General features: G+C 68.3%; 27 protein-coding genes. 17 read left to right on the forward strand and 10 right to left on the reverse strand.

The annotated features are described in order from the left end of the window. The first annotated feature begins 681 nt into the window (after positions 1-681). Complete coding sequence (locus tag FHU13_RS27670) at positions 682-1,278, forward strand: hypothetical protein (protein ID WP_246714573.1); 597 nt, start codon at positions 682-684, stop codon at positions 1,276-1,278. Between the two features lie 89 nt (positions 1,279-1,367). Here the strand turns inward: FHU13_RS27670 and hemN are convergent, their stop codons facing one another. The 3 genes from hemN to FHU13_RS09375 form a co-directional block, all read right to left on the reverse strand. Continuing rightward, positions 1,368-2,720 (reverse strand): oxygen-independent coproporphyrinogen III oxidase, encoded by a 1,353-nt coding sequence (hemN, locus tag FHU13_RS09365; RefSeq protein WP_183435590.1) that lies wholly within the window; start codon positions 2,718-2,720, stop codon positions 1,368-1,370. 215 nt (positions 2,721-2,935) lie between these two features. After that, entirely contained in the window at positions 2,936-4,057 is a 1,122-nt protein-coding gene (locus FHU13_RS09370) for a 2'-deoxycytidine 5'-triphosphate deaminase (protein ID WP_183435591.1), read from the reverse strand. Next, the gene (locus FHU13_RS09375; protein WP_183435592.1) at positions 4,054-4,545 is read right to left on the reverse strand and encodes a hypothetical protein; all 492 of its coding nucleotides are present in this window, start codon (positions 4,543-4,545) and stop codon (positions 4,054-4,056) included. Before FHU13_RS09375 ends, FHU13_RS09370 begins: the two co-directional genes overlap by 4 nt. Positions 4,546-4,670: 125 nt before the next feature. On the opposite strand from FHU13_RS09375, the gene apaG reads away from it, so the two are divergent. From apaG to FHU13_RS09390, 3 genes are read left to right on the forward strand one after another with little or no spacing between them, the layout of a single operon-like run. Beyond that, positions 4,671-5,063 (forward strand): Co2+/Mg2+ efflux protein ApaG, encoded by a 393-nt coding sequence (apaG, locus tag FHU13_RS09380; RefSeq protein WP_017482710.1) that lies wholly within the window; start codon positions 4,671-4,673, stop codon positions 5,061-5,063. After that, positions 5,060-6,235 (forward strand): acetylornithine deacetylase, encoded by a 1,176-nt coding sequence (gene argE / locus FHU13_RS09385; protein ID WP_183435593.1) that lies wholly within the window; start codon positions 5,060-5,062, stop codon positions 6,233-6,235. Before apaG ends, argE begins: the two co-directional genes overlap by 4 nt. Before the next feature lie 10 nt (positions 6,236-6,245). Continuing rightward, positions 6,246-7,166 (forward strand): bestrophin family protein, encoded by a 921-nt coding sequence (locus tag FHU13_RS09390; protein WP_183435594.1) that lies wholly within the window; start codon positions 6,246-6,248, stop codon positions 7,164-7,166. Positions 7,167-7,238: 72 nt separating this feature from the next. Here FHU13_RS09390 and FHU13_RS09395 read toward each other — a convergent pair whose 3' ends face one another. After that, positions 7,239-8,282, reverse strand: coding sequence for a substrate-binding domain-containing protein (locus FHU13_RS09395; protein WP_183435595.1), 1,044 nt, complete (start codon positions 8,280-8,282; stop codon positions 7,239-7,241). A gap of 118 nt (positions 8,283-8,400) precedes the next feature. Here FHU13_RS09395 and FHU13_RS09400 point away from each other — a divergent pair, with 118 nt between their 5' ends. Together FHU13_RS09400 and FHU13_RS09405 are read left to right on the forward strand one after the other, a co-directional pair. Further along, positions 8,401-9,186: a recombinase family protein gene (locus tag FHU13_RS09400; RefSeq protein WP_246714574.1), complete on the forward strand. Its 786-nt coding sequence runs from the start codon at positions 8,401-8,403 to the stop codon at positions 9,184-9,186. 40 nt (positions 9,187-9,226) lie between these two features. Continuing rightward, on the forward strand, positions 9,227-9,535 hold the full coding sequence (locus FHU13_RS09405; protein ID WP_183435596.1) for a hypothetical protein: 309 nt from the start codon (positions 9,227-9,229) through the stop codon (positions 9,533-9,535). 98 nt (positions 9,536-9,633) lie between these two features. Here the strand turns inward: FHU13_RS09405 and FHU13_RS09410 are convergent, their stop codons facing one another. Beyond that, positions 9,634-10,509, reverse strand: coding sequence for a formate/nitrite transporter family protein (locus tag FHU13_RS09410; protein WP_183435597.1), 876 nt, complete (start codon positions 10,507-10,509; stop codon positions 9,634-9,636). Between the two features lie 111 nt (positions 10,510-10,620). After that, positions 10,621-11,373 carry a molybdopterin-binding protein gene (locus FHU13_RS09415; protein ID WP_183435598.1) on the reverse strand — a complete coding sequence of 251 codons (753 nt, stop codon included), beginning with the start codon at positions 11,371-11,373 and terminating at the stop codon, positions 10,621-10,623. An 83-nt stretch (positions 11,374-11,456) separates the two neighbouring features. On the opposite strand from FHU13_RS09415, the gene sfsA reads away from it, so the two are divergent. Further along, entirely contained in the window at positions 11,457-12,203 is a 747-nt protein-coding gene (gene sfsA, locus FHU13_RS09420; RefSeq protein WP_183435599.1) for a DNA/RNA nuclease SfsA, read from the forward strand. On the opposite strand, the gene FHU13_RS09425 is transcribed toward sfsA, so the two are convergent. Continuing rightward, positions 12,160-13,005 carry an FkbM family methyltransferase gene (locus FHU13_RS09425; RefSeq protein WP_183435600.1) on the reverse strand — a complete coding sequence of 282 codons (846 nt, stop codon included), beginning with the start codon at positions 13,003-13,005 and terminating at the stop codon, positions 12,160-12,162. The two genes, sfsA and FHU13_RS09425, sit on opposite strands and share 44 nt — an antisense overlap. A 142-nt stretch (positions 13,006-13,147) precedes the next feature. On the opposite strand from FHU13_RS09425, the gene FHU13_RS09430 reads away from it, so the two are divergent. Together FHU13_RS09430 and FHU13_RS09435 are read left to right on the forward strand one after the other, a co-directional pair. Then, positions 13,148-13,921 carry an alpha/beta fold hydrolase gene (locus FHU13_RS09430; RefSeq protein ID WP_183435601.1) on the forward strand — a complete coding sequence of 258 codons (774 nt, stop codon included), beginning with the start codon at positions 13,148-13,150 and terminating at the stop codon, positions 13,919-13,921. A 136-nt stretch (positions 13,922-14,057) separates the two neighbouring features. Further along, entirely contained in the window at positions 14,058-14,522 is a 465-nt protein-coding gene (locus FHU13_RS09435) for a hypothetical protein (RefSeq protein WP_183435602.1), read from the forward strand. A 30-nt stretch (positions 14,523-14,552) separates the two neighbouring features. Here FHU13_RS09435 and FHU13_RS09440 read toward each other — a convergent pair whose 3' ends face one another. From FHU13_RS09440 to FHU13_RS09450, 3 genes are all read right to left on the reverse strand, one after another. Then, the gene (locus FHU13_RS09440; protein ID WP_183435603.1) at positions 14,553-15,332 is read right to left on the reverse strand and encodes an ABC transporter permease; all 780 of its coding nucleotides are present in this window, start codon (positions 15,330-15,332) and stop codon (positions 14,553-14,555) included. Continuing rightward, positions 15,329-16,255, reverse strand: coding sequence for an ABC transporter ATP-binding protein (locus FHU13_RS09445; RefSeq protein WP_183435604.1), 927 nt, complete (start codon positions 16,253-16,255; stop codon positions 15,329-15,331). Before FHU13_RS09445 ends, FHU13_RS09440 begins: the two co-directional genes overlap by 4 nt. Before the next feature lie 215 nt (positions 16,256-16,470). Then, on the reverse strand, positions 16,471-18,468 hold the full coding sequence (locus tag FHU13_RS09450) for a 4Fe-4S binding protein (RefSeq protein ID WP_183435605.1): 1,998 nt from the start codon (positions 18,466-18,468) through the stop codon (positions 16,471-16,473). A 168-nt stretch (positions 18,469-18,636) separates the two neighbouring features. Between FHU13_RS09450 and FHU13_RS09455 the strand changes: the two genes are divergently transcribed. The 8 genes from FHU13_RS09455 (at position 18,637) to FHU13_RS09490 (ending at position 26,240) form a co-directional block, all read left to right on the forward strand. After that, positions 18,637-19,401: a biotin/lipoate--protein ligase family protein gene (locus FHU13_RS09455; RefSeq protein WP_183435606.1), complete on the forward strand. Its 765-nt coding sequence runs from the start codon at positions 18,637-18,639 to the stop codon at positions 19,399-19,401. 8 nt (positions 19,402-19,409) lie between these two features. Continuing rightward, on the forward strand, positions 19,410-19,976 hold the full coding sequence (locus FHU13_RS09460; RefSeq protein ID WP_183435703.1) for a DUF6505 family protein: 567 nt from the start codon (positions 19,410-19,412) through the stop codon (positions 19,974-19,976). Further along, entirely contained in the window at positions 19,973-20,983 is a 1,011-nt protein-coding gene (locus tag FHU13_RS09465) for a DUF6352 family protein (RefSeq protein WP_183435607.1), read from the forward strand. The genes FHU13_RS09460 and FHU13_RS09465 overlap by 4 nt, the downstream gene beginning before the upstream one ends. Before the next feature lie 8 nt (positions 20,984-20,991). Continuing rightward, positions 20,992-21,534: a DUF3305 domain-containing protein gene (locus tag FHU13_RS09470; protein WP_183435608.1), complete on the forward strand. Its 543-nt coding sequence runs from the start codon at positions 20,992-20,994 to the stop codon at positions 21,532-21,534. After that, a complete protein-coding gene (locus tag FHU13_RS09475) occupies positions 21,531-22,244 on the forward strand; it encodes a DUF3306 domain-containing protein (RefSeq protein ID WP_183435609.1) in 714 nt (237 codons plus the stop codon). The genes FHU13_RS09470 and FHU13_RS09475 overlap by 4 nt, the downstream gene beginning before the upstream one ends. 88 nt (positions 22,245-22,332) lie before the next feature. Continuing rightward, positions 22,333-22,968: a molecular chaperone gene (locus tag FHU13_RS09480; RefSeq protein WP_183435704.1), complete on the forward strand. Its 636-nt coding sequence runs from the start codon at positions 22,333-22,335 to the stop codon at positions 22,966-22,968. 76 nt (positions 22,969-23,044) lie between these two features. After that, positions 23,045-23,290, forward strand: coding sequence for a formate dehydrogenase (locus FHU13_RS09485; RefSeq protein WP_003601742.1), 246 nt, complete (start codon positions 23,045-23,047; stop codon positions 23,288-23,290). A gap of 7 nt (positions 23,291-23,297) precedes the next feature. Further along, positions 23,298-26,240: a formate dehydrogenase subunit alpha gene (locus FHU13_RS09490; RefSeq protein WP_183435610.1), complete on the forward strand. Its 2,943-nt coding sequence runs from the start codon at positions 23,298-23,300 to the stop codon at positions 26,238-26,240. Positions 26,241-26,249 lie beyond the last annotated feature (9 nt).

The following is a 26,249-nucleotide window of genomic DNA, read 5'->3' on the forward strand; positions in this document are numbered from 1 at the left end:
ATTTGCCTGTTGAGCATTGTCGGCGTGCTGAGCGCACCAGCCGCCACCTGACTTTCCAGATGCAGCGATCAGCAACCGGCCTTCCATCCAACGCTTAGTGATCGTCGTTCAGCCGATGCAGCCGCTCGGGAGTGGTACGGACGCTTTCGGCCGATTGTAATCTCAAGCGTACGGGCCGAGACCCAGGCACGCGGGTCACATTTCAGGTTCAACCCGCGCCGGACCGGCAAGCCGTCAGGTCGCGAGCGTGGCAAGGCTCATGCAGATCAAGGCAGGCGGTTCGAGACCGCGGCGGTCGGCACCGCGACATGCCGGAAGGTGGCGGCGAACAAACAGCCGGGCGCCGGGTTAGCCGGCCAGTGGCCCGGAACGCTCCGATCCGGCAGTACGTCGAGGACTTTCATGACCAGTGACAGGGCTCGATCGGAGCCGATCCGGCGCGGAGCGGATCTCGGTGCCACGCTGACGCGAGGTCTGCTCGCGGGTGCCGCCGGTGTCGCCGCAATGACGCTTGCCGAGAAGGTCGAGCAGCACGTGACGGGACGGCCGAACTCCTTCGTTCCGGCTCATACGCTTCGCCGCATCCTCGGCTTACCGGCAAGGCCGGACCGAGAGCGGATCGGCCTCAACTGGACCATGCACTGGGGCCAGGGCATCGCCCTTGGCCCGCTCAGGATGCTCATGGCCGAGCGCGGCATGCGCGGTTCGGTGGCCTCGTTCCTGTTCCTGAACATCCGCCTGATCAACGATCAGGCGCTCGAGAACCTGACCGGCGCCGGCGCGCCGCCCTGGACTTGGCCGCGCGACGAGCAGCGGATCGATCTGCTGCACAAGGCGATCTATGCCTTTGTGGCAGGGTACGTGGCCGATCAGCTCGCGCAGAACGCGGATCGCGAACGGCGACACGGCCATGCCGATGACGGACGGACTTCGACGACCGATGACGGGAGGGGCCTTCTCCGGAACACGCGTCCGCGCCGTCCGCGATCCGACGGCCGCTTGAGAAGGCCGCCGGAACCAGGACAAGCGGCGAGCAACGCAGCAAACCGAGCGTTCGGCGTACGGGTGGATGTGCCCGGGCGCTCCGACCGCGACAGCATCCCAGTGCTCGTGATCGCGAGGGACGAACAAGAGGCCGAACTCGTTGCCGCCGAAGCAGCCGGCTCGAACGCTCAGGCCGAAGTGTTTCGGGAGCTGACCGCGGCGGAGATCAGGGAGCATCGCCTCGATCTGAACAGACGCGGCAGCGTCACGACCCTGGCCGTGCTCAACCTCTAGCACCAACGATCTGCAGGCACCCGGCCCTCGCGGAAAGCCGATGCGCCTGACGCGCGCCTGACGTCGCCAGGACAGGTTCGGTGGCTCGCTCATGCCGCTCGACTGTGCACGGCGGCGGATGTCCCGAGATGCGCGTCGAAGAGTGCCGCCACGTTTCGGACGAAGGGCCTCGCATCCTCCGGAACGCGCAGCACGGCGCCCTCGCGCCTGACCAGGCCGTGCGCCGTGAGCGTGGGCAATCGAGGAAGGGACGCGAGCAGAGCATCCGGATCCCGGCCGTAGGATCGCGAGACGTCCGCGACATCGACGGCGAAATCGCACATGATCCGCTCGATGAGCGCCGCCCGCAGCCGGTCTTCCGACGTCAGGACATAGCCCTTGAGCGTCGCGAACTCGCCCCGCTCGATGCGTTCGGCGTAGGTGCGAAGCACCAGATCGTTCTGCACGTAACCCTGCGGAAGGCGCCCGATCGCCGAGGCACCGAAGCCGATCAGCGCATCGCTAGAGTCCGTGGTGTAGCCCTGAAAGTTGCGGCGAAGCTCACCTTTCGCACGCGCGGCCGCCATCGAATCCTCCGGCCGGGCATAGTGGTCGAGTCCGATCCGCCGGTAGCCGGCCCGCATGAGTGTTTCCGCGATGGCCTCCGCCTGTGCCCGCCGGGCGGCGCCATCCGGCAGCATCGCCTCGTCGATCCGGCGCTGATGCTTCTTGAAGCTGGGCACATGCGCATAGCCGAACACCGCCAGTCGGTCGGGCCGGAGCGCCAAGCATTGCCGCACCGTCTCGATACAGGACTGCACGCTCTGATGCGGCAGGCCGTAGATCAGGTCGAGATTGATCCCGTGAATGCCGGCCGCTCGCAGCCCGGTGACAGCCGCTTCGGTGACGGCGTAGTCCTGGCGGCGGCGGATTGCGTCCTGCACCAACGGGTCGAAGCTCTGAACACCGAGGCTCGCCCGCGTGACGCCCGCCTCGCCGAGCGCGCGCATCATTGCGGGCGCGAGTGTGCGCGGATCGACCTCGACGGCGATTTCGGCGTTCGGGGCGAACGGGAACTTGTCACGCAGAAACGCGGTGAGGTCGCGGAAGGCCTCGGGCTCCATGATGGTCGGCGTGCCACCTCCGAAATGGACGTGACGCACCAATGGCGGGTGTTCCAGATGCCCGACCACCAAGCCCACCTCACGCTTGAGCGTCGCGAGGTAATCGGCAACGGGCGCGTCATGTTGGGTGATGTGCGTGTGGCAACCGCAGTACCAGCACATCGACCGGCAGAACGGGACGTGCAGATAGAGAGAAGCCGTCGCGCCCGCCGGGAGCGCGCGCAGCCACGCGGCATAGGCCGCCGGATCGATCTCGCCGGTGAAGTGCGGGCTGGCCGGATAGCTCGTGTAGCGGGGAAGCCGCTCGTCTCCGTAGAGTGTCTTCAACTCCTCCCGCATGCGCGCCGCTCCCTGGTGACTGCCGGCGGCTCCCGCCGCCTCGTCTCGGGCGCAGGGTTAAGGGATCGCTTCCCGCACGGGCTTTGATGTGGCTCAATCCTGCGGCTGCCATCGCGTGGGGCAGGCCGATCCGCACGCCGAGGCCTTGCCACGTGCCGGTTCAGGACCTCGACGCGCCTCACGGCACCGTTAGCGGGCGGCTCATTGCGCTCGACTCAGACCGCCGGAAGCGGCTCCGGCTCGTTGGCGAAATGCTTTGAGAGCTTGAGTCCCTGTGCCTGATAGTTCGAGCCGGCGCCCGCGCCGTAGAGGGTCGCCGGCCGCGCCAGCATGCGCTCGTAGACAAGGCGCCCGACGATCTGGCCGTCCTCCAGCAGGAACGGGACGTCGCGGGAGCGCACCTCCAGGACAGCGCGGGCACCGGCGCCCCCTGCCTCACTGAGGCCGAAGCCGGGATCGAAGAAGCCGGCATAGTGAACGCGGAACTCGCCGACGAGGGGATCGAACGGGACCATCTCTGCCGCGTGGTCGGCGGGCACCCGCACCGCCTCTTTCGAGGCCAGGATGTAGAATTGGCCGGGATCGAGGATCAGCGTGCGGCTGCCGTCCGCGGACAGCGGTTCCCAGAAGTCCCGCGTGCGGTGACCGCGCGGCCGGTCCACATCGATCAGGCCGGTGTGACGCTTCGCCCGGTAGCCGATCAGGCCGTCGAAGCCCGCGAGATCGACCGAGACCGGCACGCCGCCCTGGAGCGAGGGCGTCACCGCATCGATCAGCGGATCGCTGGCGTGGAGCGCGGCGAGTTCGGCCTCGCGCAGCCGCGGATCGCCCTGTCGGAAGCGGATCTGCGACAGGCGCGAGCCGGTTCGAACCCGAACCGGAAAGGTTCGCGGCGAGATCTCGGCATAGAGCTGGCCGGCATAGCCCGCCTCGATCTGGTCGAAGGCGCTGGCCCGATCGGTGATGACGCGGGTGAACACGTCGATGCGCCCTGTCGAGCTTTTCGGGTTGGCGCTGGCGCTGAGTTCGCGGGGCAGCGCCAGAGCCTCCTGAAGCTCTGCGATGTAGACGCAGCCCGTCTCCAGCACGGCGCCCCTGGTCAGGTCGATCTCGTGCAGCGCGAACGCCTCGACGCAGGCCGCCACCGAGCGTTCGCCGCCGGGCAGGAAGCTGGTGCGCACTCGGTAGGCGCGGGTGCCGAGCCGAAGGTCGAGGCTCGCGGGCTGAATCTGGTCGGCGGCGTAGACGGTCGCGGGGCGGATCGCCCCGGCCTCCGTCAGCGCCGTGATGGCCTGCGCCGGCAGGATGCCGGATGCGGCCGGCACGTCTCCGCTCATCGTCCCGTCCCCTCGCCTCTTTTTTTGGCCTCGGCCGCCGCGCGCTCCGCCGCCTCGATTACGACCACCATCCTCGCAAGCGCCAGCCGGGCACAGGCCCCCATTGCCACGAGGCCGGCCAGCGCGCTCGCGAGCAGCGGGAACAGGTCGGGCCGCAGCCCCGACGCGACGGCCACCACCGCAGCACCGATCCACGTCGCATTCCCGAGCGCGAGCATCGGCGAAGGCAAGGCGTGGAACTCAGTCTCTACGCCCGTCCGCTGCCGGACCGCCCGAGCCACGATCCGCGCCGCGGCGTCGAGGCCGAGCGCCAGAACCAGCGCGAGCGCCGGCCAGCGGTTCTGGGCCGGATTGCCGTACGCGAAGACGAGAGCCAGACCGAGCGTCAGGACGATCCCGAGGACGGTGCCGGCCGTGATGGGCGCGCGGTCAGGCCGCGCGGTCTCCACGGCCCCCTCCAAGCCTTCCCGGTGCGAAGCGTTCGGCACGTGGTCTCCGGCCTCCGCCCACCGTAGGATACCGTGATTGACGAGGTTTCTGGCGCCACGTACCACGGCGCGTCGCAGATGTCGCGATGCGGCCTGCGTGCCGTCCACGGAGATGCTTTCACGCGATGTACAAGGCCGAGACGCGCGGCATCACGGTGACGGTGGAGCCCCGATTTGTCGAGGAGGAGTCCTCGCCGGGGGAGAGCCGCTACTTCTTCGCCTACACCGTCGAAATCGTGAATAACGGGAGCGAGCAGGTGCAGCTCCGCTCGCGCCACTGGCGGATCATCGACGGGCGCGGTGCCTGCCAAGAGGTGCGCGGCGCCGGCGTCGTCGGCAAGCAGCCGGTGCTCGAGCCGGGCGAGTCGTTCAGCTACACCAGCGGCTGCCCCCTCACCACACCGGACGGCCTGATGGCCGGCAGCTACACGATGTCCACGATCGGCGGCGAGAGCTTCGAGGCGGAGATCCCGGCCTTCTCGCTGGACTCGCCCCATATGCGCCGCGTCGTCCATTGACGGCGCCGGCAAGCGGCACCCGCTTCACGCCGCTGGAGCTTCTCGAGCGGCTCGTCGCGTTCGACACCGAAAGTTCGAAGTCGAACCTCGCGCTGATCGACTTCGTGGCCGGTTACCTCGACGGCTGGGGGGTGCCGCATGTCCGAGTGCCGAACGCGGACGGTGACAAGGCCGCGCTATTCGCCACCCTGGGGCCGGTGACCGACGGCGGCATCGTGCTCTCCGGCCATACAGACGTGGTTCCGGTGACGGGACAGGCCTGGACCAGCGACCCGTTCCGCCTGCGCGTCGTCGACGGCCGCGCCTACGGTCGGGGCGCCGTCGATATGAAGGGGTTCGATGCCCTCGCGCTTGCCCTCGTGCCTGCGGCGCTGGAAGCCGGGCTGACGCGGCCGATCCATATCCTGCTCTCCTACGACGAGGAGACGACCTGCCTCGGCGTCACCGACACCATCGCCCGCTTCGGCACGAACTTGCCGCGGCCCGGCGCGGTGATCGTCGGCGAGCCGACCGGAATGCAGGTGGCGGACGCGCACAAGAGCGTCGTGACCTACAGCACCACCGTGCATGGCCACGCGGCGCATTCGGCAAAACCGGGACTCGGCGCCAATGCGGTGATGGCGGCGGCCGACCTGATCGCGGAGCTGAACCGTATCGCTGACGCGATGATCGCCCGCGGCGACGCCTCCGGCCGGTTCGACCCGCCGAACACCACGGTCCATGTCGGCATGATCGAGGGCGGCACCGCGCGCAACATCCTGCCGAAGCTCTGCACCTTCCTGTGGGAGTTCCGCGCCTTGCCTGACCTCGATATGGCCGAGATCCCCGCCCTCTTCGCGGCGGCCTGCGAGCGGGTCACGCGGGACCGTCTCAACCGCTACGGCGATTACGGGCGCATCGAGACGATCGAGGAGGTGTCGGTGCCAGGGCTCGCGCCCGATCCCGGCTCGGAGGCCGAGCGGCTGGCCCTGCGGCTCGCCGGCCGCAACGCCACCATCACCGTTCCCTATGCCACCGAGGCCGGGCGCTTCCAGCGTGCCGGTATCCCGACCGTAGTGTGCGGTCCCGGTTCGATCGATCAGGCGCATCAGCCGGACGAGTTCATCACCCTCGAAGAACTCGGCCGCGGCGAGGCCTTCATGCGCCGGCTGGTCGAGGCCTGCGCCCACTGATGCCGATGCGATGATCGTCCGTCCCCGTCCCGGCCTTCTGACGATCCTGTTCGCGCTGCGCGGCTCGGTCCTGCCGAAGGTCGCACCGCAGGTCATCGCAATCGCCGCGCTCTCCTTCCTCGTCGTCGCGGTCGAGCAGCGGCACGCCGAGTGGTTTCCCGTCACCGCCGGCATCGGCCCCTTCACCCTGGTCGGCCTCGCTCTCTCGATCTTCTTGAGCTTCCGCAACGGCGCCTGCTACGACCGCTGGTGGGAGGCGCGGCGGGCCTGGGGCAGCCTCATTGTGGAGATGCGCGGCCTCGCCCGATTGCTGCCGGCCCTGTTGCCGCAGCCCGAGCACGACGCCCTGCGCCGCCGCTCCCTGCGCCACGCGGCCGGCTTTACCCACGCCCTGCACGCCCGCCTGCGCGGGCTCGACGAGGCTGAGGCGCTCGCGCCCTGGCTGCCGCCGGAGGAACTCGCCGCCCTCGGACAGAGGCCGAGCGGGGCCGACGCGGCGCTGACGGGCCTGACGCGGGATCTTGCGGCGGCCACGAAAGCCGGTGCGCTGAGCGACGTCCTGTTCACGAGCCTGGAGCACAAGATCGCCAGCCTGTCCGCGATTCAGGCAACCTGCGAGCGCATCCACGGGACGCCACTGCCCTTCGCCTACACGCTGCTGCTCTACCGCACGGCCTGGCTCTACTGCCTGCTGCTGCCGTTCGGGCTCGCTGGTTCGCTCGGCTGGTCGACGCCGATCATCGCCGCGCTCGTCGCCTACGCCTTCTTCGGCCTCGACGCGCTCGGCGATGAACTGGAGGAGCCGTTCGGCACCGACGCCAACGACCTGCCCCTCGACGCCCTGCTGCACGCGGCGGACGCGGCGATCCTCGACGCGCTCGGCGAGACCGGACGCGAACCGCCGAAGGCCGACCGGTTCATGCTTCGATAGGGCCAGCCCGCCCGACTCGACCGCATGACGGTTGGCAGAGCGTGAAGCGGCAGATTCCACATGAACCCGCACTCAACCCGCGTCTGATCCAGTGGAGCGGTAGCCGGAAGTGCGCGCTGCGCGCGCCCTCACGATGGCGATCAAGGTGTCGAAGGCCGGGGCTGTGAGCGAGCGGCTCGCGGCAAGATAATAGGTCTCCCAGCCGACCGACACGAAGTCGAGGCCGAGCCGGTCGGCGGCAGCCCGCACGCCGAGTCCGGCGTCGGCCTCTCCACAGGCAATCACCGCGGCGACCGCCTGGTGCGTGAACTCCTCTAACGCGTAGCCGTGGATCGCGGTGGACGAGAGTCCAGCCTCCGCTAACATGCGGTCGAACCAGCGTCGCGTGCCCGATCCCCGCTGGCGGTTGACGTAGCGCACTCCTTCCGCGGTCAGGTCGGCAAGGGTGCGGATGCCAAGCGGATTGCCGGGCGCGAGCAGCAGACCCTGCTCGCGCTCGAACAGGGGATACGACACGAACTCGGTGCTCGTCTTGACGCCGGCGAAGGGGCCATCCGGCTCTCCCGCGTCCTGCATTCCGCAATGGAAACCGGCCGCGTCGACGCCTCCGTCGAGGAGGAGCTTCACTGCCGCACTGCTGCCCATCACCGACAGCTCGATTGTGTCGTGCTCGGCCGGGATCTCGCGCAGAACCTCGATCAGAAGAGGATCGTGGCTCGCCGCGAGCGTCAGTGCTCCCCCCTGGCCCGTGAGCAGGCGGCGCAGGCGATGCTCAATGGCGCGGGTCTCACGCCCGAGACTTGCATCCAATCCCGTGAGTGCCGCGGTGAACGCCTCCGCCAGAGCGGATCCGAACTCCGTGAGTTCCGAGCCTTGGCCGCGGGTCTTCCGCACGAGCGACTGACCCAGCGCGCGCTCGTAGGCCTGAAGGCGCGCCCAGGCCGCGCGGTAGGATAGGCCGAGCGTCTCGGCGAAGCCCTTGATCGATCCGGTCCGTCCGATGGCTTCGAACAGCACCAGCAGGTCGATCACCTCGAGCGCGTTCGAACCGATCTGCACCGTACCACCGAGCTTGAGATCGACGGCCACGGGCACCTTATCGGCAGCCGTAATCATATTGATGCCTCTCCAGTTGTCGGAGACAACCAGATACTTCGAAACACGGAGACGTGTCGTGGCTCGGCGAACGACGTCCCCATGCTTCGCGAGGCAGAGACCGCCCGGCAGACCTCAGATGTCCTCAAACGAATTCATTTCCTATCTCTACGCCGGGCCTTCCGCATCGGGCCGTTCCAGCGCGCAGCTGGCAAGCCAAAGAGCCGCGGTCGATCAGCATGTCCGCGGACGTGGGCGCCTCGTCGCGGAGATCGCTGCGGTCGAGCAGGAACGGCAGGGCGTGGCGGGCGCGCGCTTGCAGGACGCTCTGGCCCGGTGCCGCCGCTGTGGCGCAACGCTGCTGATGGCCGACTTCCGCGCCGTCAGTGACGACTGCGTCTTCCTACGCGACTTGAGCAACGCGCTGCGCCGGTTGGATCTGCGCTTCGCTGCCGTGGACAGCCCGCAGGTGAGCGAACTGATGCTCGGCATCATGGCGGCATTGGCGGAGGCCGAAGACAGATCGGGCGTGACATGCACCCCGGAAACGATGGCCCGCCGAGGCGAGTTCTACGCCCGCTTCACCGCCGAAGGGCGGGCGCGAACGGCGGCTGGCAGGACTAGTCTGCCGGCTTTCGGATACGAGCGGCCTCACCTTCCGGCGGAGAGTCGGCTCCGTGGGACGAGTGCGCAGCGCAGCCAGGAGAGGGCGGAGGGCGTCGCACCGATCCTGAGCGAGATCCGCGCAGCGGGTGCGCTGACGCTGGAACAGGTCGCCAACGCGCTCAACGCCTTAGGCGTCCCTTCGGCCCGGGGGAACCGCTGGTACCCGATGCAGGTGACCCGGGTCGAAACGCGTCTGGCCACCGAATACGCCGCCGTGGGGCAGAAGAGCCGCTCGTTCGCACACCCCCTTCACGCCTGATTTCACGCGAGAAATCGAGACCGGTCCGGATCTTCGAGGGATGGCTGCTTCTCTGACCGTCGGCGATCTGTTCAAGGCCAAGGCCGTCACCGACGAGCAGGTGAACGCGGCGGTCGAACAATATCTCGCGGAGCCCAGGACATCGGCGCATCCGATCGCGGAGGGCTACACCGTCGATCTCGCAGCCGCCGTCGCGGGGCACGGCTGGGCGAGCCAGCTCACGGCCAATCCCGATTCCCATCCCGTGCTGAAGCGGGCAGCGGTTCAGACAGCGATTCTGCTGGCGCGCGCGCGGAAGGCAAGAAGGTTGGTCAAAAAGGGCCGGGCCAACCAACCGGCCGAGCGATGAATCCGTCGGCTCTTCCAACACCGCTGACTTCGTCGGCGGGCTTCGGCATGCACCTGCATACGTCCATGCCGGCGAGGCTCCGAATCGAACGCTGAGGTTCAGGCCTTGGGTCCGGTACGGTCCTGATCCTCCATGTCGGGCGCGACCTGCCCGAAATTGAGCACCGAGACCAGCGTGACGCCGCCGACCACGTTGCCGAGCAGCGTCGGCACGAAGAAGCTGGTGACGTATCTCGTGAAGTTTATCTCGCCGGTGGCAACGAGGTAGAAGGCGTCGACCGAGCCGGCGACGATATGGGCGAGGCCGCACATCGAGACCAGCCACGTCATCAGGATAACGATGAAGGGCGCCGCCGAGCCCGTGGCCGGCAGGATCCACACCATCAGCGCGATCAGCCAGCCTGCGAACACCGCCTTGATCACCGTGGTCCAGAACGGGTCCTCAATGGTGTGGCGGCTGATCTCGGCGAACGCCTCTCGCACTTCCGGTTTGAACGCATCGGTATGGGCCAGCACCGAGGCGATGACGATGGTCGCCAGAATGTTGGCGACGAGCACGATGCTCCAAAGCCGCAGGACCCGCAGCAACGCGCCGAACGTGCGTTCGGTCAGGAGCGGCAGGATCGGCGTGACGGTGTTCTCCGTGAAGAGTTGCTGGCGCCCGAGAACGACGATGAGGAAGCCGATCGAGTAGCCCATGCTCACGACGAGCTCGGCCCAGGGCTCGTGCGGTAGATGCCCCTTCAGCACGCCGGGAACGATCAGCGAGAAGCCCATGGTGAGCCCGGCGGAGAAGCCCGACAGAGAGAGCGCCAGCGCCGTGCGGCGCATCTCGTCCTCACCCTCACGGCGGATGATCTCGTGCAGGATCAGCGCGTCCGGGCGATGCGCCTTCTCGACCTGGGCATCGTCCCTCTCGCGGGTATGGGCGCCGTGTGTCCTGGTTTCTCCCTGGGAGCCAGAGTCTTGGGACATGCGGCCCTCGCTGGTCGTCTCGTCGCAGCCTAACGTACGGCAGCGCTTGCGCGCTCCCCGCGTCTGGAGATCTATTTCATGGGACGTGGAGCCGTGTCGGCAACAAGAGGCCTATGCCCGGAGCCCGGCCAGCAAGGCCTCGACCGCCGCCCGCGCCGCCGCCACCGCGTCCGCGTCGCGCCCGCGCACGACGATGCGGTTGCGGAAACCATCCGGCGTCATCGAGGGGTAGGAACCGATCGACACGCTTCCGTGAGCCGCAGCGATCTCTCGGAGACCGTCGGCGAAGTTGCCCTCGGGAATCGCGCCCGCCTCGATCGTCTCGGACATCACCGGCGCGTTGCCCGTCAGCGTCGGGCGGATCTCATCGAGCATCGCTTGCATGATCTGCGGCACGCCCGCCATGACGAAGACGTTGCCGAGCCGAAAGCCCGGCGCCTTCGACACCGGATTGGCGATCAAGTCGGCCCCGTCGGGAATGCGGGCCATGCGTAGGCGGGCCTCGTTCAGGTCCTCCGGCCGGTGCCGCTCCAGCAGCATGGCGCGGGCCCGCGGATCGACGTCGATTCCGACGCCGAAGGCCTCCGCCACGCTGTCGGCGGTGATGTCGTCGTGGGTCGGTCCGATGCCGCCGGAGGTGAATACATAGGTGTAGCGCGCCCGCAGCGCGTTCACCGCAGCGATGATCTCGTCCTTCACGTCCGGCACGATGCGCACCTCGCGCAGGTCCACGCCGATTTCGGTCAGCATGTCGGCGATGGTGCCGATATTCTTGTCCTTGGTGCGGCCCGAGAGGATCTCGTCGCCGATGACGAGGATCGCGGCGGTGATGTCGGAACTCTGCGAGTTGGAACTCTGGGACATGAAGCCTCGGGGGCGATGATCGGGGTGGAAGCTAGGGCGCGGATGCGCGAAAGCGAAAGCCCATCCCGCCTCGCCCAGCCTCAATGCGTTTTCCCGCTCCCCTGATCGAAGGGCGCCTCGTGCGGCGCTACAAGCGCTTCCTTGCCGACGTGACGCTCGCCGACGGCACGATGGTGACGGCGCATTGCGCCAATCCCGGCGCGATGTTGGGGCTCAACACGGAAGGGTTCCGCGTGCTTCTCTCGCCGTCGACCAACCCGGCCCGAAAGCTCGGGTTCTCGTGGGAACTGGTGGAGGCGGACCTGCCCGGCGGCCCGCAATGGGTCGGCATCAACACGGCGCGGCCCAATGCCCTCGTCGCCGAGGCGTTTCGCGAAAACAAGCTCGCGCCGCTCGTTGGCTACGAGACATTCCGGCCGGAGGTCGCTTACGGAAAGGCGAGCCGCGTCGATTTCCTGGCGAGCGGCGACGGCCTGCCGCCCTGCCATGTCGAGGTGAAGAACTGCCACCTGATGCGGCGGACGGGGCTCGCCGAGTTCCCCGATTGCAAGGCGGCCCGCTCGGCCCGCCACATGGAGGAACTGGCCGGGGTCGTGGCCGCGGGCGGCCGGGCGATGCTGATCGTGGTGATCCAGATGCGGGCGGAGGCCTTCGACGTCGCCCGCGACATCGACCCGGCTTTCGATCGCGCAATGCGGGCGGCCCTGACGGCAGGGGTCGAGGCTTCCGCCTATACCTGCGCGGTCGGGCCGGAGGGCGTTGCGATCGACGCGCCGGTCCCGATCCTCACGCCGGGCGCACCCCGTCCGTCCGCTCGAACATCAGGTTGAGCCGGGTACGGGCGATCTGGCGGTAGCCGTATTGGTGAAGCAGGCTCTGCAGGTCGGTCTGCCACTGGTCGGCGCCGTTCTCGATGATGAGCAGCGACGGAAGCAGGGAAGCCGGCGCATCGCGCAGGAACGGCTCCAGGATCAGATCCTCGGCGCCCTCGACATCGAGCTTGATCGCGTCGATGCGCTCGATCCGTTCCGAACGGCAGAGGTCCACCAGCGTCACGGCCGGCACGCGCACGGTCGCGTTCTTGTGGGTACCGACGATCTTCACGCTCGATTCGCCGCGGTTGCGCGGATCGATGAACAGGGTCAGCTCGCCCCCCTTGTCCGCGACCGCGCAGGCGATGGCCTTGACCGTGCCGAACGGATTCTGCCCGATATTGAAGGTCAGCCGATCGAACACGTCTGGCTGCGGCTCCACCGCGAGGATGCGGGCGCGGGGCCCGGTGAAAGCCGCCACGAACAGCGCATAGGCGCCGATATTGGCACCGATATCGAGGAACACCGCGTCGTCGGCGAGGCGCTGTTTCAGGAGAGCGCGCTCCTGCGGGTCGAAGAACTGCGGGGTGAAGAGCACCTTCTTCTCGCAGTTGTTGTTGTAGGGATGTAGCCGCATCCGCGCGCCGTAACGCTCGACGTCGAGCGGCCGGCCGCGCAGCATCGAGATGGCGAGCCGGCGCAGGAACATCGCCATCCGGCGGGCGCGCCAGGACTGCTCGGGAAGCTTCTGAGTACGCTCCGCGATCCGCGCGACGAGGCCGGTGGGGGCGTAGGTGCCGTAGGGCGAGGTATCCGTCATCGTCTCGGGGTGATGCCAGCCCGGCGGGGCCGCGGCAAGTCGGGTGCCATCGAGCGGGCTCGGCGCCAAATGCCGCCGGTTGTCGCAAGAAGCCTTCGCGCGGCCTTTGACATCGGTGCTTCGGCACCCGAAGACACGGATCATGCAGAGCTTCGACTCCGACGGCGTACAGATCGCCTATATCGACGTGCCGGCCAAGGAAGGGGCTTCGGGCGGCGGCGACCCGATTCTCCTGATCCACGGCTTCGCCTCGAATCATGCGGTAAACTGGGTCAATACGCTGTGGGTTCGGTATCTGTCGGAGGCGGGCTACCGGGTCATCGCCCTCGACAACCGTGGCCACGGGCAGAGCGAGAAGCTCTACGACCCTGCCGCCTACACCTCAGACCAAATGGCGGGCGACGCGGTGCGGCTCCTGCGCCATCTCGGCATCGGGCGCGCGGACGTGATGGGCTATTCCATGGGCGCGCGCATCGCCGCGCATATGGCGCTCGATCACCCGGCGGAGGTCCGCTCGCTGCTGATCGGCGGCCTCGGCTTCAACCTCGTGGATGGACGCGGCCTGCCGCAGGGCATCGCCGAGGCGCTGGAAGCGCCGCCCGGTGTGCCCGCGCCGAACCCGACAGCCGCCTCTTTCCGCACCTTCGCCGAGCAGACCAAGAGCGACCTGAGGGCGCTCGCCGCCTGCATCCGCGCCTCGCGCCAGACGCTGTCGCGCGCCGAACTCTCGGCCATCGACACGCCGGCCCTGATCTCGGTCGGCACGCTCGACACGGTGGCGGGCTCTGGCCCGGAACTGGCCAAGCTGATGCCGAACGCCCGCGCCCTCGACCTGCCGAATCGCGACCACTCAACAGCGGTCGGCGACCGTCTGCACCGCAAGGGCGTTCTGGAGTTCCTGGAGCAGCGGCCGTAGCTTCACAGCTCGACGGTCGAGCGTGCCCGTATCGGCGCCGGCCGATCCGGACGACCTATCGGTGGTAGATCGTTTGACTGACTGCCCCCGAAGTCGGGTCCGCATCTAAGTTGCGGACACGCTTCAGGATGGGGCCATGCCGAGTCAGACGTCAGGGATCGCCGGAGACCGCATCCTTCGCTCGGTCGTGGCGGATGCGTTCGCCACCGCACTCATCGTCCTCGCGATCCTCCTGCTGGTGCTCGGCGGCGCGGCGCTGGCGAGGCCGAAGCTCACCTATGCCGCGGGCAAGGTCGTCGGCATGAGCAACCTGTCAACGGACGAGGGCTGCCTGCCGGCTACGATGACGGGCCGGGTCGTGAAGCGGGAGTTCGGCCGCGACGGCCTCTACCTTCAGTCGGTCGTCGTCGAGGAGAAGTCCGGCCAGCGCAGCTTCATCAACGTCGAGGACGGCTATCGCAACCTCGACGCCGCCACCAACGGTGCCGTGAAGCACGCCCTCGAAACGATCCTGACGGCCGGCCGGAAGGTGTCGCTTCGCGTGCTCGGATGCGGGGCAGCGGCGCGGCAACTGACACTCGACGCCGTGCGGCCGATCTGAGCGGAGCGGCGGTGCTCCGCGGCGTTTTCGTCAGCTCTTCAGCCGGTACCCCGTGCGGAAGATGTAGGTCACGAGCCCGAGGCACAGTGCCAGGAAGGCCAACGTCGCGGCGATGCTGACGCCGACCGCCACGTCACCCTTGCCGAAGAAGGCCCAGCGGAAGCCGCTCACGAGGTAGACGACCGGATTGAACAGGCTCACCGCGCGCCAGAACGGCGGCAGCATCTCGATGGAGTAGAAGCTTCCGCCGAGAAACGTCAGCGGCGTGACGATGAGGAGCGGCACGAGCTGCAGCTTCTCGAATCCGTCCGCCCACAGGCCGATCACGAAGCCGAACAGGCTGAAGGTGAGCGCCGTCAGCAGCAGGAAGAACACCATCCAGACCGGGTGCTCGATGTGCAGCGGCACGAACAGCGAGGCCGTGGCGAGGATGATGAGGCCGATGACGATCGACTTCGTCGCCGCCGCGCCGACATAGCCGAGCACGACCTCGAACGGCGAGATCGGCGCCGAGAGCAGCTCGTAGATCGTGCCGGCAAAGCGCGGAAAGTAGATGCCGAAGGCGGCGTTCGAGACGCTCTGCGTCAACAGCGAGAGCATGATCAGCCCCGGTACGATGAAGGCGCCGTAGGGAACGCCATCGACCGTCTGCATCCGCGAGCCGATGGCAGCGCCGAACACCACGAAATAGAGCGAGGTGGAGATCACCGGCGCGACGATGCTCTGCAGGGCCGTGCGCCAGAACCGGGCCATCTCAAAGCGGTAGATGGCGAGGACCGCCGGGACGTTCAGCATGGATACGCCCTTCATGCGCGCTCGCGGACGAGATCGACGAAGATGTCTTCGAGCGAACTCTGGCTGGTATCGAGATCGGTGAAAGCGATGCCGGCCTTGGCCAGTTCGCTGAGCAAGCCGGTGATGCCGGTGCGCTCGCGCCGGGTCTCGTAGGTGTAGACGAGGGTGCGCCCGCCCTCGCCGATCTGAAGATCGTGCCGGGCGAGGTTGTCGGGCAGAGCGGCGACCGGCTCGCGCAGATGCAAGATGAGTTGCTTCTTGCCGAGCTTGCGCATCAGCTCGACCTTGTCCTCGACGAGGATGATCTCGCCCTTGCGGATCACGCCCACCCGGTCAGCCATCTCCTCGGCCTCCTCGATGTAGTGGGTGGTGAGAATCACCGTGACGCCCTGCTCGCGCAGGCGACGCACGAGGCGCCACATGTCCTGGCGCAGCTCCACATCGACGCCCGCCGTCGGCTCGTCGAGGAACAGCACCTGCGGCTCGTGAGCGAGCGCCTTGGCGATCAGGACCCGGCGCTTCATGCCCCCGGAGAGCTGCATGATGCGGCTCTCGCGCTTGTCGTAGAGGGAGAGATCCTTGAGCACCCGCTCGATATGGGCCGGGTCCTTGGCAAGCCCGAACAGGCCGCGGCTGAAGCTCACCGTGTCCCAAACCTTCTCGAAGGCGTCGGTGGTGAGTTCCTGCGGCACCAGCCCGATCATCCGGCGCGCCGCACGGTACGCGCTGAGAATGTCGTGGCCGCCGACGCGGATCTGGCCCGTGCTCGGCGTGACGATCCCGCAGACGACATTGATGAGGGTCGATTTGCCGGCGCCGTTCGGCCCCAGCAATGCGAAGATCTCGCCCTTGGCGATGTCGAGGCTCACGTCGCGGAGGGCGTGAAGGCCCGAGGCGTAGACCTTCGACAGGTTCGCGATCGAGACGATCGGTGGCATCGGGGCTCGGGGCTGGCGAGTGGGCCGCGCGCTATAGCACGGGGAGCGGAGCCGCGAACCCCGCGATAGCCGGTTACATTTCCCGCCGTTTCCCCGCCCTCGGCGCCCGATCCGCGGAACCAGCCAGCGCTCCAGGGTTTGACGGATTGTTCTCCTGCGACAAAACATCTCCTATCCGACCTGCCCTCGATGCGATGGCGGGTCGTTTTTTGTGCTCAGCCCGGCAGTCGTCCGGCGGCCTCGCGCTCGCGCAGGTAGTCCTCGGTCGTGCGCGGCTTGGCCGGCGGCGCCGCGTGCGGGTCGAACCCCTGGGTCAGCGCCGCCTCGACGCGGCAATCGTCGCACATCATCAGCGAGCGGATGCGCTGCTCCCCGGCTTCTCCTGAGAACATCCAGTGCCGCTCGCGCAGCTTGCCGATCACCCGCTCGATGGTGGCGCGGGTGCCGAACGGCTTGGCGCAGGTGATGCAGCAGAACGGCTCCTCCTCCTTCACGATCCGGCGGGGGGCTGCCCAAGCCTCGAAGTCGATCTGCGGCTTCAGGCTGATCACGTCCTCCGGGCAGGTGGCTGCGCACAGGCCGCACTGCACGCACAGGCTCTCCTCGAAGGCGAGCAGCGGCCGGTCGGCGCTGTCCGATAGTGCATGGGTCGGGCAGGCACCGACGCAGGAGAGGCAGAGCGTGCAGTCCTCCGTGCGGAATGCGAGCCCGCCGAACGGTGCCCCGGCCGCCAGCGGCACCGCGGCGACCGGCGTCGGTGCGGCGGCGTGCATCTCGCGGAATGCCAGGCGCAGCATCTCGCGCTTGCCACCGGCGGGCACGAAGCCGGCGGGAGCCGCGGTCGCGCGACCGGGAAGCTGCGAGCGGAGCGCCGCGCCGAGCGCGTCCGGGTCATCGGTCTCGATCAGGGCGACGGTCGGCGCCTCCGTGCCGGTGCCGTAGCCGAGGGCGTCGGCGAGCGTCCGGCTCAGGCTGACGGTGCGGTGCAGGCTGTCGAGGTCGTGCTTCGAGCGCCCCCGGACGAGCACGCGCACCCCGGCCGCGCCGTAGGCGAACAGGGCGGCCAGAACCTCGGGGCCGAGTTGCGTCACCTCGTTGACGCGCACCGGCAGGACGTGCGCCGGCAGGCCGTCACCGTAGCGGCCGAGCGCGTCGATCAGCGGCTCACCATGGTCGCCATCGTGGAACAGCACCACCGCGTCGGCGCCGCCCGCCGCCCGGTAGGCGCGCATCAGGCTGCGCAGGCGGCGCATCAGCGCGTCGGCCGGCGGCAGGGCGTAGTTGGCCGCGCCGGTGGGACAGACGGCGGCGCAGCTTCCGCAGCCGGCACAGACGTAGGGATCGATCGCCACCGTATCGCCGGCGGATGCAATCGCCCCGGTCGGGCAGACGTCGAGGCAGCGCGTGCAGCCGGTGATGCGCGAGCGGGAATGCGCGCAGAGCTCGCCGCGGAAATCGATGAAGCGGGTCTTGTCGAACTCGCCGACGAGATGGGAGGCCGCCATCACCGCGCGCTCGACCGCCGCCGGGTCGCGCGGGTCGGCGCGCAGATAGCCGCTGCGCAGCTCGTGCGCGGGGAAGAGTGGCGTGCCACCGGTCAGATCGAGGATGAGGTCGCAGGTCGAGTTCGCGCCATCGCGCCCCGGGCCGAACGTGAGATGCGTGCGCGAGGACGGTGCCGGCAGGGCGTAGTCGTCGATGCGAAGCTCGAACGCGCCGAGATGGCCGGTCGCGCCGCGCACCGTGCCGCGGATCACCGGGAACTCGTTGCGGCGGAGCGGCGCGATCTCGCCCGGCCGGCTCAAGAGCACTGTGACGTCGAGATGATCGGCCAATCGCCGCCCGGCGTCGATCGCGACCTCGTCGCGGCCGTAGATCAGGGCGACGCCGCGGCTCTCCAGCGGCACCGTGCCAGCGACGGGAACCGCCTCCGCGGCCGCAGCCAGAAGAGCTGCCATTTTCGGGCCCGCTCGATCAGCCTGCGACGACCAGCCGGCCGTCTCGCGGATCTTGGCGAAGGTGATGCGCTCCTCCGCTTCCAGTTCGGCCGCGAACTCCTCGAAGAGCGGTGCCTGAAGCGTGCAAGAGACGGTGATCGGGACACCCGTCGCCACGGCTTCACGGTAGCGGTCGAGTTCACGACCGCAGAGCTGGTCGGCGGTGCGCACGCGACCGCCGCAGCCCTTTTCCAGAGCCGCGACATCGAGCGGCATCGTCTTCTCGCAAGAACAGGCGAACACGAGACGATCGGACACGATTGAACCTGAGACGAGCGGGAGAGCGGGAGACCCCTTCGCGCCGGGGTCTGCCTTCCATATACTCGCATCATTCTAAAACGACGAACGGACATGCGGGCGCAGGCGGCCCGCCCGATACGGCTCATGACCTCCCAACTCGACACTGGCTCATTGGACTTGCGCCCCGCACCGCTCATCCTGCCGCCGGCCTTCACTGGACTCGTCACGGCAGGCTTTCCGGGCGCGGCCGGGCAGGCCCGCCGGTTGGCGGAGGCAGGCGAGGCGGAGGCCGGCACACTCCTCATGGAGGAGCACGACGACGTCATCGCGCTCGCCGTAGTGCTGGCGCCAACCGAGCCGCTCGCCACGGCGCGGCGGGCCTTCTTTGTCGGGATGCAGGCGTTGGCCGATGCGGTCGGCACCTTCGGACCGCCCGAAATCCCGGTGACCTTCCTGTGGCCCGACACCCTGACCTTCAATGGTGCCCGTCTCGGCGGCGGCGCGCTGCACTGGCCCGAGAGCTGCAGCGAGATGGAGACGCCGGATTGGCTCGTCTTCTCGGCGATGCTGATCGCCTCCAAGCCAAATGCGGGCGATCCGGGCTTCACGCCCGACTCCACCTCGCTGGAGGAAGAAGGTTTTCCCAAGGAGCTGCGCGAGCCGCTGGTGGAGAGTTTTGCCCGCCACCTCACCAAGGCGTTCGAGATCTGGAGCGAGGACGGCGCCGCGCGCTCGACGGGACGCTACCTCGCCCGCCTCGCGCTGCCGCCGGGCGTGCAGGTGACGATCGAGCCGAGCGGGGACGCCCGGCTCGTCCACGCCGACGGCCGCAGCGAGGCGCTGCCGCTTCGACCGGCGCTGGTCGCGCCCTCGTGGCACGACCCGGCCACCGGCACGGTGCGGCTGTGACTCCGACCCTGACTTCGGGCAAGCTGCCGCGTACCCTGCGGCTCGACCCCTCCGACACCTTCGTCTTCGCGCAGGCCGCCGAGCCCGGCGAGTGGGCGGTGACCGGCTCGTTCCTGTTCTTCGATGTCGACCTGTCCGCCCTGGCGGGAAAGGACCGGGCGGCGTTCCGCTCCGGCTTCGTCGGCGTGCGCAGCCTCGGCTTCTCGACCCTCGTCGTCGTCAGCGAGGCGAGCGACGCGGAACGCGAGGCCGCGATCGAGGACCTCGCCCGCCACATCCACGAGCGCTTCGGCGCACCGGATCGCGAAGCCGCCCGCGCCGCCGCGCGCGAAGAGATCGAAGTCGCGGCGTCCCTCTGCAACCTGCCGGTCGGCAGCGTGGTGGCAATGCATCGAAGCGAGCGCGACGGCGAGATCGCGGAGGAGTTCCGCACGCTGCACCAGCGCGCGCCGGGCGCGGACCCGCTGCACGGACGCGCCTTCCACTTCGTCGAGACGGACGAGGACGGACCGGATGAACAGGCCGACCTCGTGGGACTTCTGAAGGATGCCTCCGCGGGGGCTGAGAGAGCATGACCGAGTTCTGGGTTTCGAGCGGCCACCACCTGACGCAGCGCACCGAAGGCGGTGGGCTTGCCGTCACCGATGAGCTGATCCTCGCCTATCTGGCGCGCCCCGAACTGGTGCCGCCGGAGGAGGCGTGCGCGGCAGAGCGCGCCCTGCACGCGGGCTTGCTCGCCGATCCGCGTCGGTCCGTGACGAGCGACGATATTCGGAAAATCGCGGACGCGGATGCGCGGGAGAACTGGGAGGTGATGCTCGCCTTTCGCGACCGCTTGCTCGCGGCTCGCTCGGTCGAGGCAGCCTATCTCGCGCTGGTCCGCGGTGGATTGCAGGGCGTGCCGGGGCTGTTCCTGACCCAGCTCGTTCACCTGATCCTGCGCAACGCGCTCGATGCATGCGAGGACCCGTTCGTGCTGCGGGCCGCCGAGCTGTTCTTCCGTTCCCAGCGGGTCAGCCTGCACGAGGGTGCGGTGCTGCTCGCCGACGCCGAGGTGATCGAGGCACGCGAAGGCGGCGCGCCGCTCTCGCCCCTGGTCTCCATGCTCGGCAAGGAGGCGGCCAGCGAACTCGACGTGCTCAACGAGGAGAACGCCTGGACCTACTGGAGCCGGTCGGACGCCTTCACCATGGCGCTTAATCTCGGCTCCAGCGGACGAAGCCGGGAAGGGCTGGCGCGGGCAATCGAGGCCTTCGTGCGCCACCTCCTCAACGCCGAGGTCACGGTCGTGCCCCTCGATCGGATGGAGGATCCCGACTGGCGCTGGTTCGTCGGGCTCGACGCCGAGGGCACGCGGATCGGCAATGCGCTCTGGCACGGCGAGGCCCTCGATGATGCCGCACGCGAGCGGGTGATCGCGGTGTTCAGCCTCACCTTCGCCGATGCCACCCAGGTCGACCCCCGGGTCGGCGATCGGCCGGTCTACCTGCTGCTCGCTATGACCCCTGACAAGACCGTGCAGCTCAAGCCCCAAAATATCGTCGTCGGATTGCCGCTGGTCTCCGACCGAGCCGCTGCGTGAGGCTGACCATGACACTGGACAACACGCCGCAAACGCTGCCGCAAGGATTGCCGGAAGACCGCTTCGAGGTCGGCATCATCGTGGCCCGCCGTCGCCTGAAAGGACCGTGGGCGAGCCATGCCTGGATGCCGGTCGCGGCCCTGCCGGCGGTGCCGCAGGCCGCACCCTGGACCCAGCTCTCCGAGACGGAGGAGGAGGCGACCTTCTACGCGGGCGCCCACGAGGTCACGCTGCACATCGCCGAGACGTCGCATTACCGCGACAATCTCGTCTCCGGCCGCCCCTCCCTCTGGGTGACGCTGCACGCCACGGCAGATGACACCTACGAAGTCGCGAGCGTCACCGCCGATCCCTACGAGGGCGAATCGATGGCGGAGGGCATAGGCGAGATCGTCGAGGCGGTGCCGATGCCGCCCGAGGTGCAGGCCAAGCTGCTCGCCTTCTTCGAGGCGTTCCACATCGAGCGCAGGTTCGAGAAGCGCAAACGCGACCGCGCCGACCCCGAAGCCCTGGCCCGCCGCGCCCCCGGCACGCAGGGGAAGCCGGAATGAGCGACAACTTCCTCTCCCGCTGGGCCCGCCGCAAAGGAGCCGTCCGCGCCGCCGAACGGTCGGAGCCGCCCGCCGCCGCGGACACGGCCGGTGTTGCTGAGGCCCTCGACACTGCGCATCCACCGGGCGAAGCCGAGACTCCCCTGCGAACGGAGAAAGTCGACGCCGCCGACCATCCGGAAACCGTGCCGGACGATCTGCTGGCGAGCCTTCCGTCTCTCGAGGCCCTGACGCCGGACACCGACCTGACCGCCTTCCTCCAAGCCGGTGTTCCGACGGCGCTGCGCAATGCGGCCCTGCGGCGGATGTGGTCGCTCGACCCAGCGATCCGGGACTTCGTCAGCGAGGCGCGGGAATACGCCTATGATTGGAACATGCCGGGCGGTGTACCCGGCATGGGGCCCCTTCTGCCGACCGACGACGTGAAGGCGATGCTGAAGCGCGTCATCGACGGCGTCCCTGTCGAGGTCGAGGAGGAGCCCGACGCCGAGCCGCCGGAGGTCGCGGCGGCGCCTCAGGAAGGCTCTGCGGAGGCGGCCGTTGCCGACGGCCCGGAGCTTGAAGCTGTCACCCGGTTCGAGGAGGCGGCATCGCCGACGGCAGATCCGGGGCTGCAGGTCGCCGGTATGGCCGATGTCCATTTCGAAGCCGCAGAATCGTCACCTCTTCGGCCCCGCCTGCGGCGCCATGGAGGGGCGATGCCCTCATAATTCACGCGCATTTCGATTGCGGCAAAGCCAAACGCTTTTTATTATCGGTCCAAACAAGACGGTCCTGCATGCGGACCCGAGGGACATGATGGGTTCGGTTGCGTCGGTGATGGCACTTCGGGGAGATGAGGTGTCTGGCGTCGCCGGTGTGCCGGACGACATCGATCTCCTGCGCGCGCAGCAATACGATCTCCTGGCGGCCCTGCTCGGGCGTGCGCCGGACGCGTCGCTGCTGGCGGCACTCGCCGCACTCAAGAACGGCGACGGTGTTCTCGGCCATCAGGTCGCGACCCTGCGACGCGCAGCGGCCGAGACCGACTCGGAGATGGTCGAACGCGAGTACTTCGCGCTGTTCATCGGCGTCGGCCGCGGCGAACTCCTCCCTTACGCCTCCTACTATCTCACCGGCTTCCTCAACGAGCGTCCGCTCGCCCGGGTGCGCGAGGACTTCGCCGCGCTCGGCATCGAGCGGAACGAGTCGATGTGCGAGCCGGAGGATCATCTCGCGATCCTCCTGGAGGTGATGGCGGGCCTGGCAGCGGGCCGGTTCGAGGCGGAGCCCGGCCTGCAGGCCCGCTTCTTCGCCCGCCACATCGAGCCCTGGGCCGAACGGTTCTTCACCGACCTGGAGAACGCGAAAGCGGGGCGGTTCTACCGCGCGGTCGGCGGGCTCGGCCGCGCCTTCATCGAGATCGAGGCAGAGGCCTTCGCCATGGAAGGCTGAAGGGCTTCTCCATCGTGACAAGTGGGATTGGGGCGCGTTGCAGGAGAGCAGGCAGCCGCCGAAGGAGACGAGGGTGATGCGACAGGATCCGAAGACGCTCGGTCGTCGCCAGTTCTTTCGGGCGCTCGGCGGCAGCACGGTGGCCGCCGCGGCGGCGGTCGCCTCGCCGATGGGCGCGACCGAGGCTCAGGCCTACGATCCCGGCAACGACGAGACCAAAGCCCGGTATCGGGAGAGCGACCATGTGAAGGCGTTCTACCGCACCAACGGCTACGAGACCCTCAAGAAGAACACCGATCCGGCGTCGACCGGTCCGAAGTGAGGCTGCCATGCTGATCAAGCGCAAGAGCGGCGACGCTGCTCGCACCAAGCACCAGGCCGTCGCCGCCGGCCTCGCGTCGGGCGTGCTCGACCGCCGCGCCTTCCTCCGCAAGTCCGGGCTGACCGCCGGTGCGCTCGCCGCCGCCGGCACGATCCAACTCGGCTCGGTGCGCAAGGCGCAGGCCGCCGGCTCCTCCGCTGTCGGGCCGGACACGGTCATCAAGAAGAACGTCTGCACCCATTGCTCGGTTGGCTGCACGGTCACGGCCGAAGTCGTGAACGGCGTCTGGGTCGGCCAGGAGCCGTCCTACGCCAGCCCGATCAACCGCGGCACGCACTGCGCCAAGGGCGCGGCCATCCGCGAACTCGTCTCGTCCGACCGCCGCCTCAAGTACCCGATGAAGCTCGAGGGCGGGCAGTGGAAGCGGATCTCGTGGGATCAGGCCTACGAAGAGATCGGCGACAAGCTGATACAGATCCGCGAGAAGAACGGCGCCGACTCGGTCTATTGGCTGGGTTCGGCCAAGTTCACCAACGAGGCCTCCTACCTGATGCGCAAGTTCGCGGCCCTGTGGGGCACGAACTCGGTCGACCATCAGGCGCGGATTTGCCACTCGACCACGGTGGCGGGCGTGGCCAACACCTGGGGCTACGGCGCCCAGACCAATTCCTACAACGACATCCGCAACGCCAAGACGATGATCATCCTCGGCGGCAACCCCGCCGAGGCGCACCCGGTCTCCCTGCAGCACGTGTTGTCGGGCAAGGAGATCAACCGCGCGAACATGATCGTCATCGATCCGCGCTTCACCCGCACGGCAGCGCACGCCACCGAGTATGTGCGCATCCGCTCCGGCACCGACATTCCGGTGGTCTGGGGCATCCTCTGGCACATCTTCCAGAATGGCTGGGAGGACAAGGAGTTCATCGCCCAGCGCGTCTACGCGATGGACGACGTGCGCAAGGAAGTCGCCAAGTGGACGCCCGACGAGGTGGAGCGTGTCTCCGGCGTGCCGGGCGAGCAGCTCAGGCGCGTGGCGGAGAAGTTCGCCAAGGAGAAGCCCGCGACCCTGATCTGGTGCATGGGCGCGACCCAGCACACGGTCGGCACGGCGAACGTGCGCGCGCTCTGCATCCTGTGCCTGGCCACCGGCAACGTCGGCAAGCCGGGAACGGGTGCCAACATCTTCCGCGGCCACACCAACGTGCAGGGCGCGACCGATCTCGGCCTCGATGTGACGTCGCTGCCGCTCTATTACGGCCTCGTCGAGGGCGGCTGGCGCCACTGGGCCCGCGTCTGGGAGGTCGAGTACGAGTGGCTGCAGTCGCGCTTCGATGAGGTTCCGGCGAAGGGCGGCCGCAAGGCGCGCACCCGCAAGGAGAACATGGAGGCGCCCGGCATCACCTCGACCCGCTGGTTCGACGCCGTGAACCTGCCGCCGGAGCAGATCGACCAGCGCAGCCCGGTCAAGGCCTTCATGGTGTTCGGGCACGGCGGCAACACCGTCACCCGCATGCCCGAGGCCATCGAGGGCATGAACAAGCTGGAATTGCTCGTCGTCGCCGACCCGCACCCGACGACCTTCGCCGCGCTCGATGCCCGGCAGGACAACACCTACCTCCTGCCGATCTGCACCTCGCTCGAGATGGACGGCTCCCGCACAGCCTCGAACCGCTCGCTGCAATGGGGCGAGCAGATCGTGAAGCCGGCCTTCGAGTCCAAGACCGACTACGAAGTGCTCTACCGGCTCGCGCAGAAACTCGGCTTCGCCGATAAGCTCTGCAAGAACATCAAGGTCGTCGATGGCGTCCCCGAGGCGGAAGACATCCTTCGGGAGATCAACCGCGGCGGCTGGTCCACGGGCTATTGCGGCCAGTCGCCGGAGCGGCTGAAGGCGCATATGCGCAACCAGCACAAGTTCGACCTCGTGACGCTGCGTGCGCCCAAGGACGATCCGGAGGTCGGCGGCGACTATTACGGACTGCCCTGGCCTTGCTGGGGCAAGCCGGAGCTGCGCCATCCGGGCTCGGCGATCCTCTACAACACGAACCTTCACGTGAAGGACGGCGGCGGCGGCTTCCGCGCGCGGTTCGGCACCGAGCGCAACGGCCAGACGCTGCTCGCCGAGAACTCCTTCTCGAAGGGTTCGGACCTGACCGACGGCTATCCCGAATTCACTTTCGGGGTGTTCAAGAAACTCGGCTGGGACAAGGATCTGACCCCGGAGGAACTCGCCACCATCCTGAAAATCGGCGGCGAGAAGCCCGATACCGTAAGTTGGGCGACCGACCTCTCGGGCGGCATCCAGCGCGTCTGCCTCGATCACGGCGTCTCGCCCTTCGGCAACGGCAAGGCCCGGGCCAACGCCTGGAACCTGCCGGATCCGGTGCCGGTCCACCGCGAGCCGATCTACTCGCCGCGGCCCGAACTGGTAGCGAAGTACCCGACCCGTCCCGACGAGCGGCAGCTGCGCATGCCCAATATCGGCTTCTCGGTGCAGAAGTCGGTGGTGGATCGCGGCGTCGCCAAGGACTTCCCGATCATCCTCACCTCCGGTCGCCTCGTCGAGTACGAGGGCGGCGGCGAGGAGACCCGCTCGAATCCGTGGCTCGCCGAGCTCCAGCAGGACATGTTCGTCGAGATCAACACCGGGGATGCGGCCGAGCGCGGCATCAAGGACGGTCAGTGGGTCTGGGTCTCGGGTGCCGAGAACAACGCCAAGACCAAGGTCAAGGCGCTGGTGACCGACCGTGTCGGTAAGGGCGTCGCGTTCATGCCCTTCCACTTCTCCGGTTGGTACCAGGGCAAGGACATGCGCGACTTCTACCCGAAGGGCACCGACCCGGTGGTGCTCGGCGAGAGCGTGAACACCGTGACCACCTACGGCTTCGATCCTGTGACGGGCATGCAGGAAACGAAGTGCACCCTGTGCCAGATCGCAGCGGCCTGAGAGGAGCGA

This window comes from Methylobacterium sp. R2-1 (genome assembly GCF_014191355.1).
In the GTDB taxonomy this organism is placed as follows: Bacteria; Pseudomonadota; Alphaproteobacteria; order Rhizobiales; family Beijerinckiaceae; genus Methylobacterium.

Bases quoted from the DNA above. Each gene is read 5' to 3' on its own strand.
- FHU13_RS09395 (WP_183435595.1), bottom strand. From the start codon at position 8,282: ATGATTACGGCTGCCGATAAGGTGCCCGTGGCCGTCGATCTCAAGCTC.
- FHU13_RS09430 (WP_183435601.1), top strand. From the start codon at position 13,148: ATGCAGAGCTTCGACTCCGACGGCGTACAGATCGCCTATATCGACGTG.
- FHU13_RS09455 (WP_183435606.1), top strand. From the start codon at position 18,637: ATGACCTCCCAACTCGACACTGGCTCATTGGACTTGCGCCCCGCACCG.
- FHU13_RS09485 (WP_003601742.1), top strand. From the start codon at position 23,045: ATGCGACAGGATCCGAAGACGCTCGGTCGTCGCCAGTTCTTTCGGGCG.
- apaG (WP_017482710.1), top strand. From the start codon at position 4,671: ATGTACAAGGCCGAGACGCGCGGCATCACGGTGACGGTGGAGCCCCGA.
- FHU13_RS09400 (WP_246714574.1), top strand. From the start codon at position 8,401: ATGTCCTCAAACGAATTCATTTCCTATCTCTACGCCGGGCCTTCCGCA.
- FHU13_RS09490 (WP_183435610.1), top strand. From the start codon at position 23,298: ATGCTGATCAAGCGCAAGAGCGGCGACGCTGCTCGCACCAAGCACCAG.
- sfsA (WP_183435599.1), top strand. From the start codon at position 11,457: ATGCGTTTTCCCGCTCCCCTGATCGAAGGGCGCCTCGTGCGGCGCTAC.
- FHU13_RS09445 (WP_183435604.1), bottom strand. From the start codon at position 16,255: ATGCCACCGATCGTCTCGATCGCGAACCTGTCGAAGGTCTACGCCTCG.
- FHU13_RS09440 (WP_183435603.1), bottom strand. From the start codon at position 15,332: ATGAAGGGCGTATCCATGCTGAACGTCCCGGCGGTCCTCGCCATCTAC.
- hemN (WP_183435590.1), bottom strand. From the start codon at position 2,720: ATGCGGGAGGAGTTGAAGACACTCTACGGAGACGAGCGGCTTCCCCGC.
- FHU13_RS09435 (WP_183435602.1), top strand. From the start codon at position 14,058: ATGCCGAGTCAGACGTCAGGGATCGCCGGAGACCGCATCCTTCGCTCG.
- FHU13_RS09425 (WP_183435600.1), bottom strand. From the start codon at position 13,005: ATGACGGATACCTCGCCCTACGGCACCTACGCCCCCACCGGCCTCGTC.
- FHU13_RS09450 (WP_183435605.1), bottom strand. From the start codon at position 18,468: ATGCCGCTCGATGTCGCGGCTCTGGAAAAGGGCTGCGGCGGTCGCGTG.
- FHU13_RS09480 (WP_183435704.1), top strand. From the start codon at position 22,333: ATGGGTTCGGTTGCGTCGGTGATGGCACTTCGGGGAGATGAGGTGTCT.
- FHU13_RS09370 (WP_183435591.1), bottom strand. From the start codon at position 4,057: ATGAGCGGAGACGTGCCGGCCGCATCCGGCATCCTGCCGGCGCAGGCC.
- FHU13_RS27670 (WP_246714573.1), top strand. From the start codon at position 682: ATGGCCGAGCGCGGCATGCGCGGTTCGGTGGCCTCGTTCCTGTTCCTG.
- FHU13_RS09475 (WP_183435609.1), top strand. From the start codon at position 21,531: ATGAGCGACAACTTCCTCTCCCGCTGGGCCCGCCGCAAAGGAGCCGTC.
- FHU13_RS09390 (WP_183435594.1), top strand. From the start codon at position 6,246: ATGATCGTCCGTCCCCGTCCCGGCCTTCTGACGATCCTGTTCGCGCTG.
- FHU13_RS09415 (WP_183435598.1), bottom strand. From the start codon at position 11,373: ATGTCCCAGAGTTCCAACTCGCAGAGTTCCGACATCACCGCCGCGATC.
- FHU13_RS09410 (WP_183435597.1), bottom strand. From the start codon at position 10,509: ATGTCCCAAGACTCTGGCTCCCAGGGAGAAACCAGGACACACGGCGCC.
- FHU13_RS09470 (WP_183435608.1), top strand. From the start codon at position 20,992: ATGACACTGGACAACACGCCGCAAACGCTGCCGCAAGGATTGCCGGAA.
- FHU13_RS09465 (WP_183435607.1), top strand. From the start codon at position 19,973: ATGACCGAGTTCTGGGTTTCGAGCGGCCACCACCTGACGCAGCGCACC.
- FHU13_RS09405 (WP_183435596.1), top strand. From the start codon at position 9,227: ATGGCTGCTTCTCTGACCGTCGGCGATCTGTTCAAGGCCAAGGCCGTC.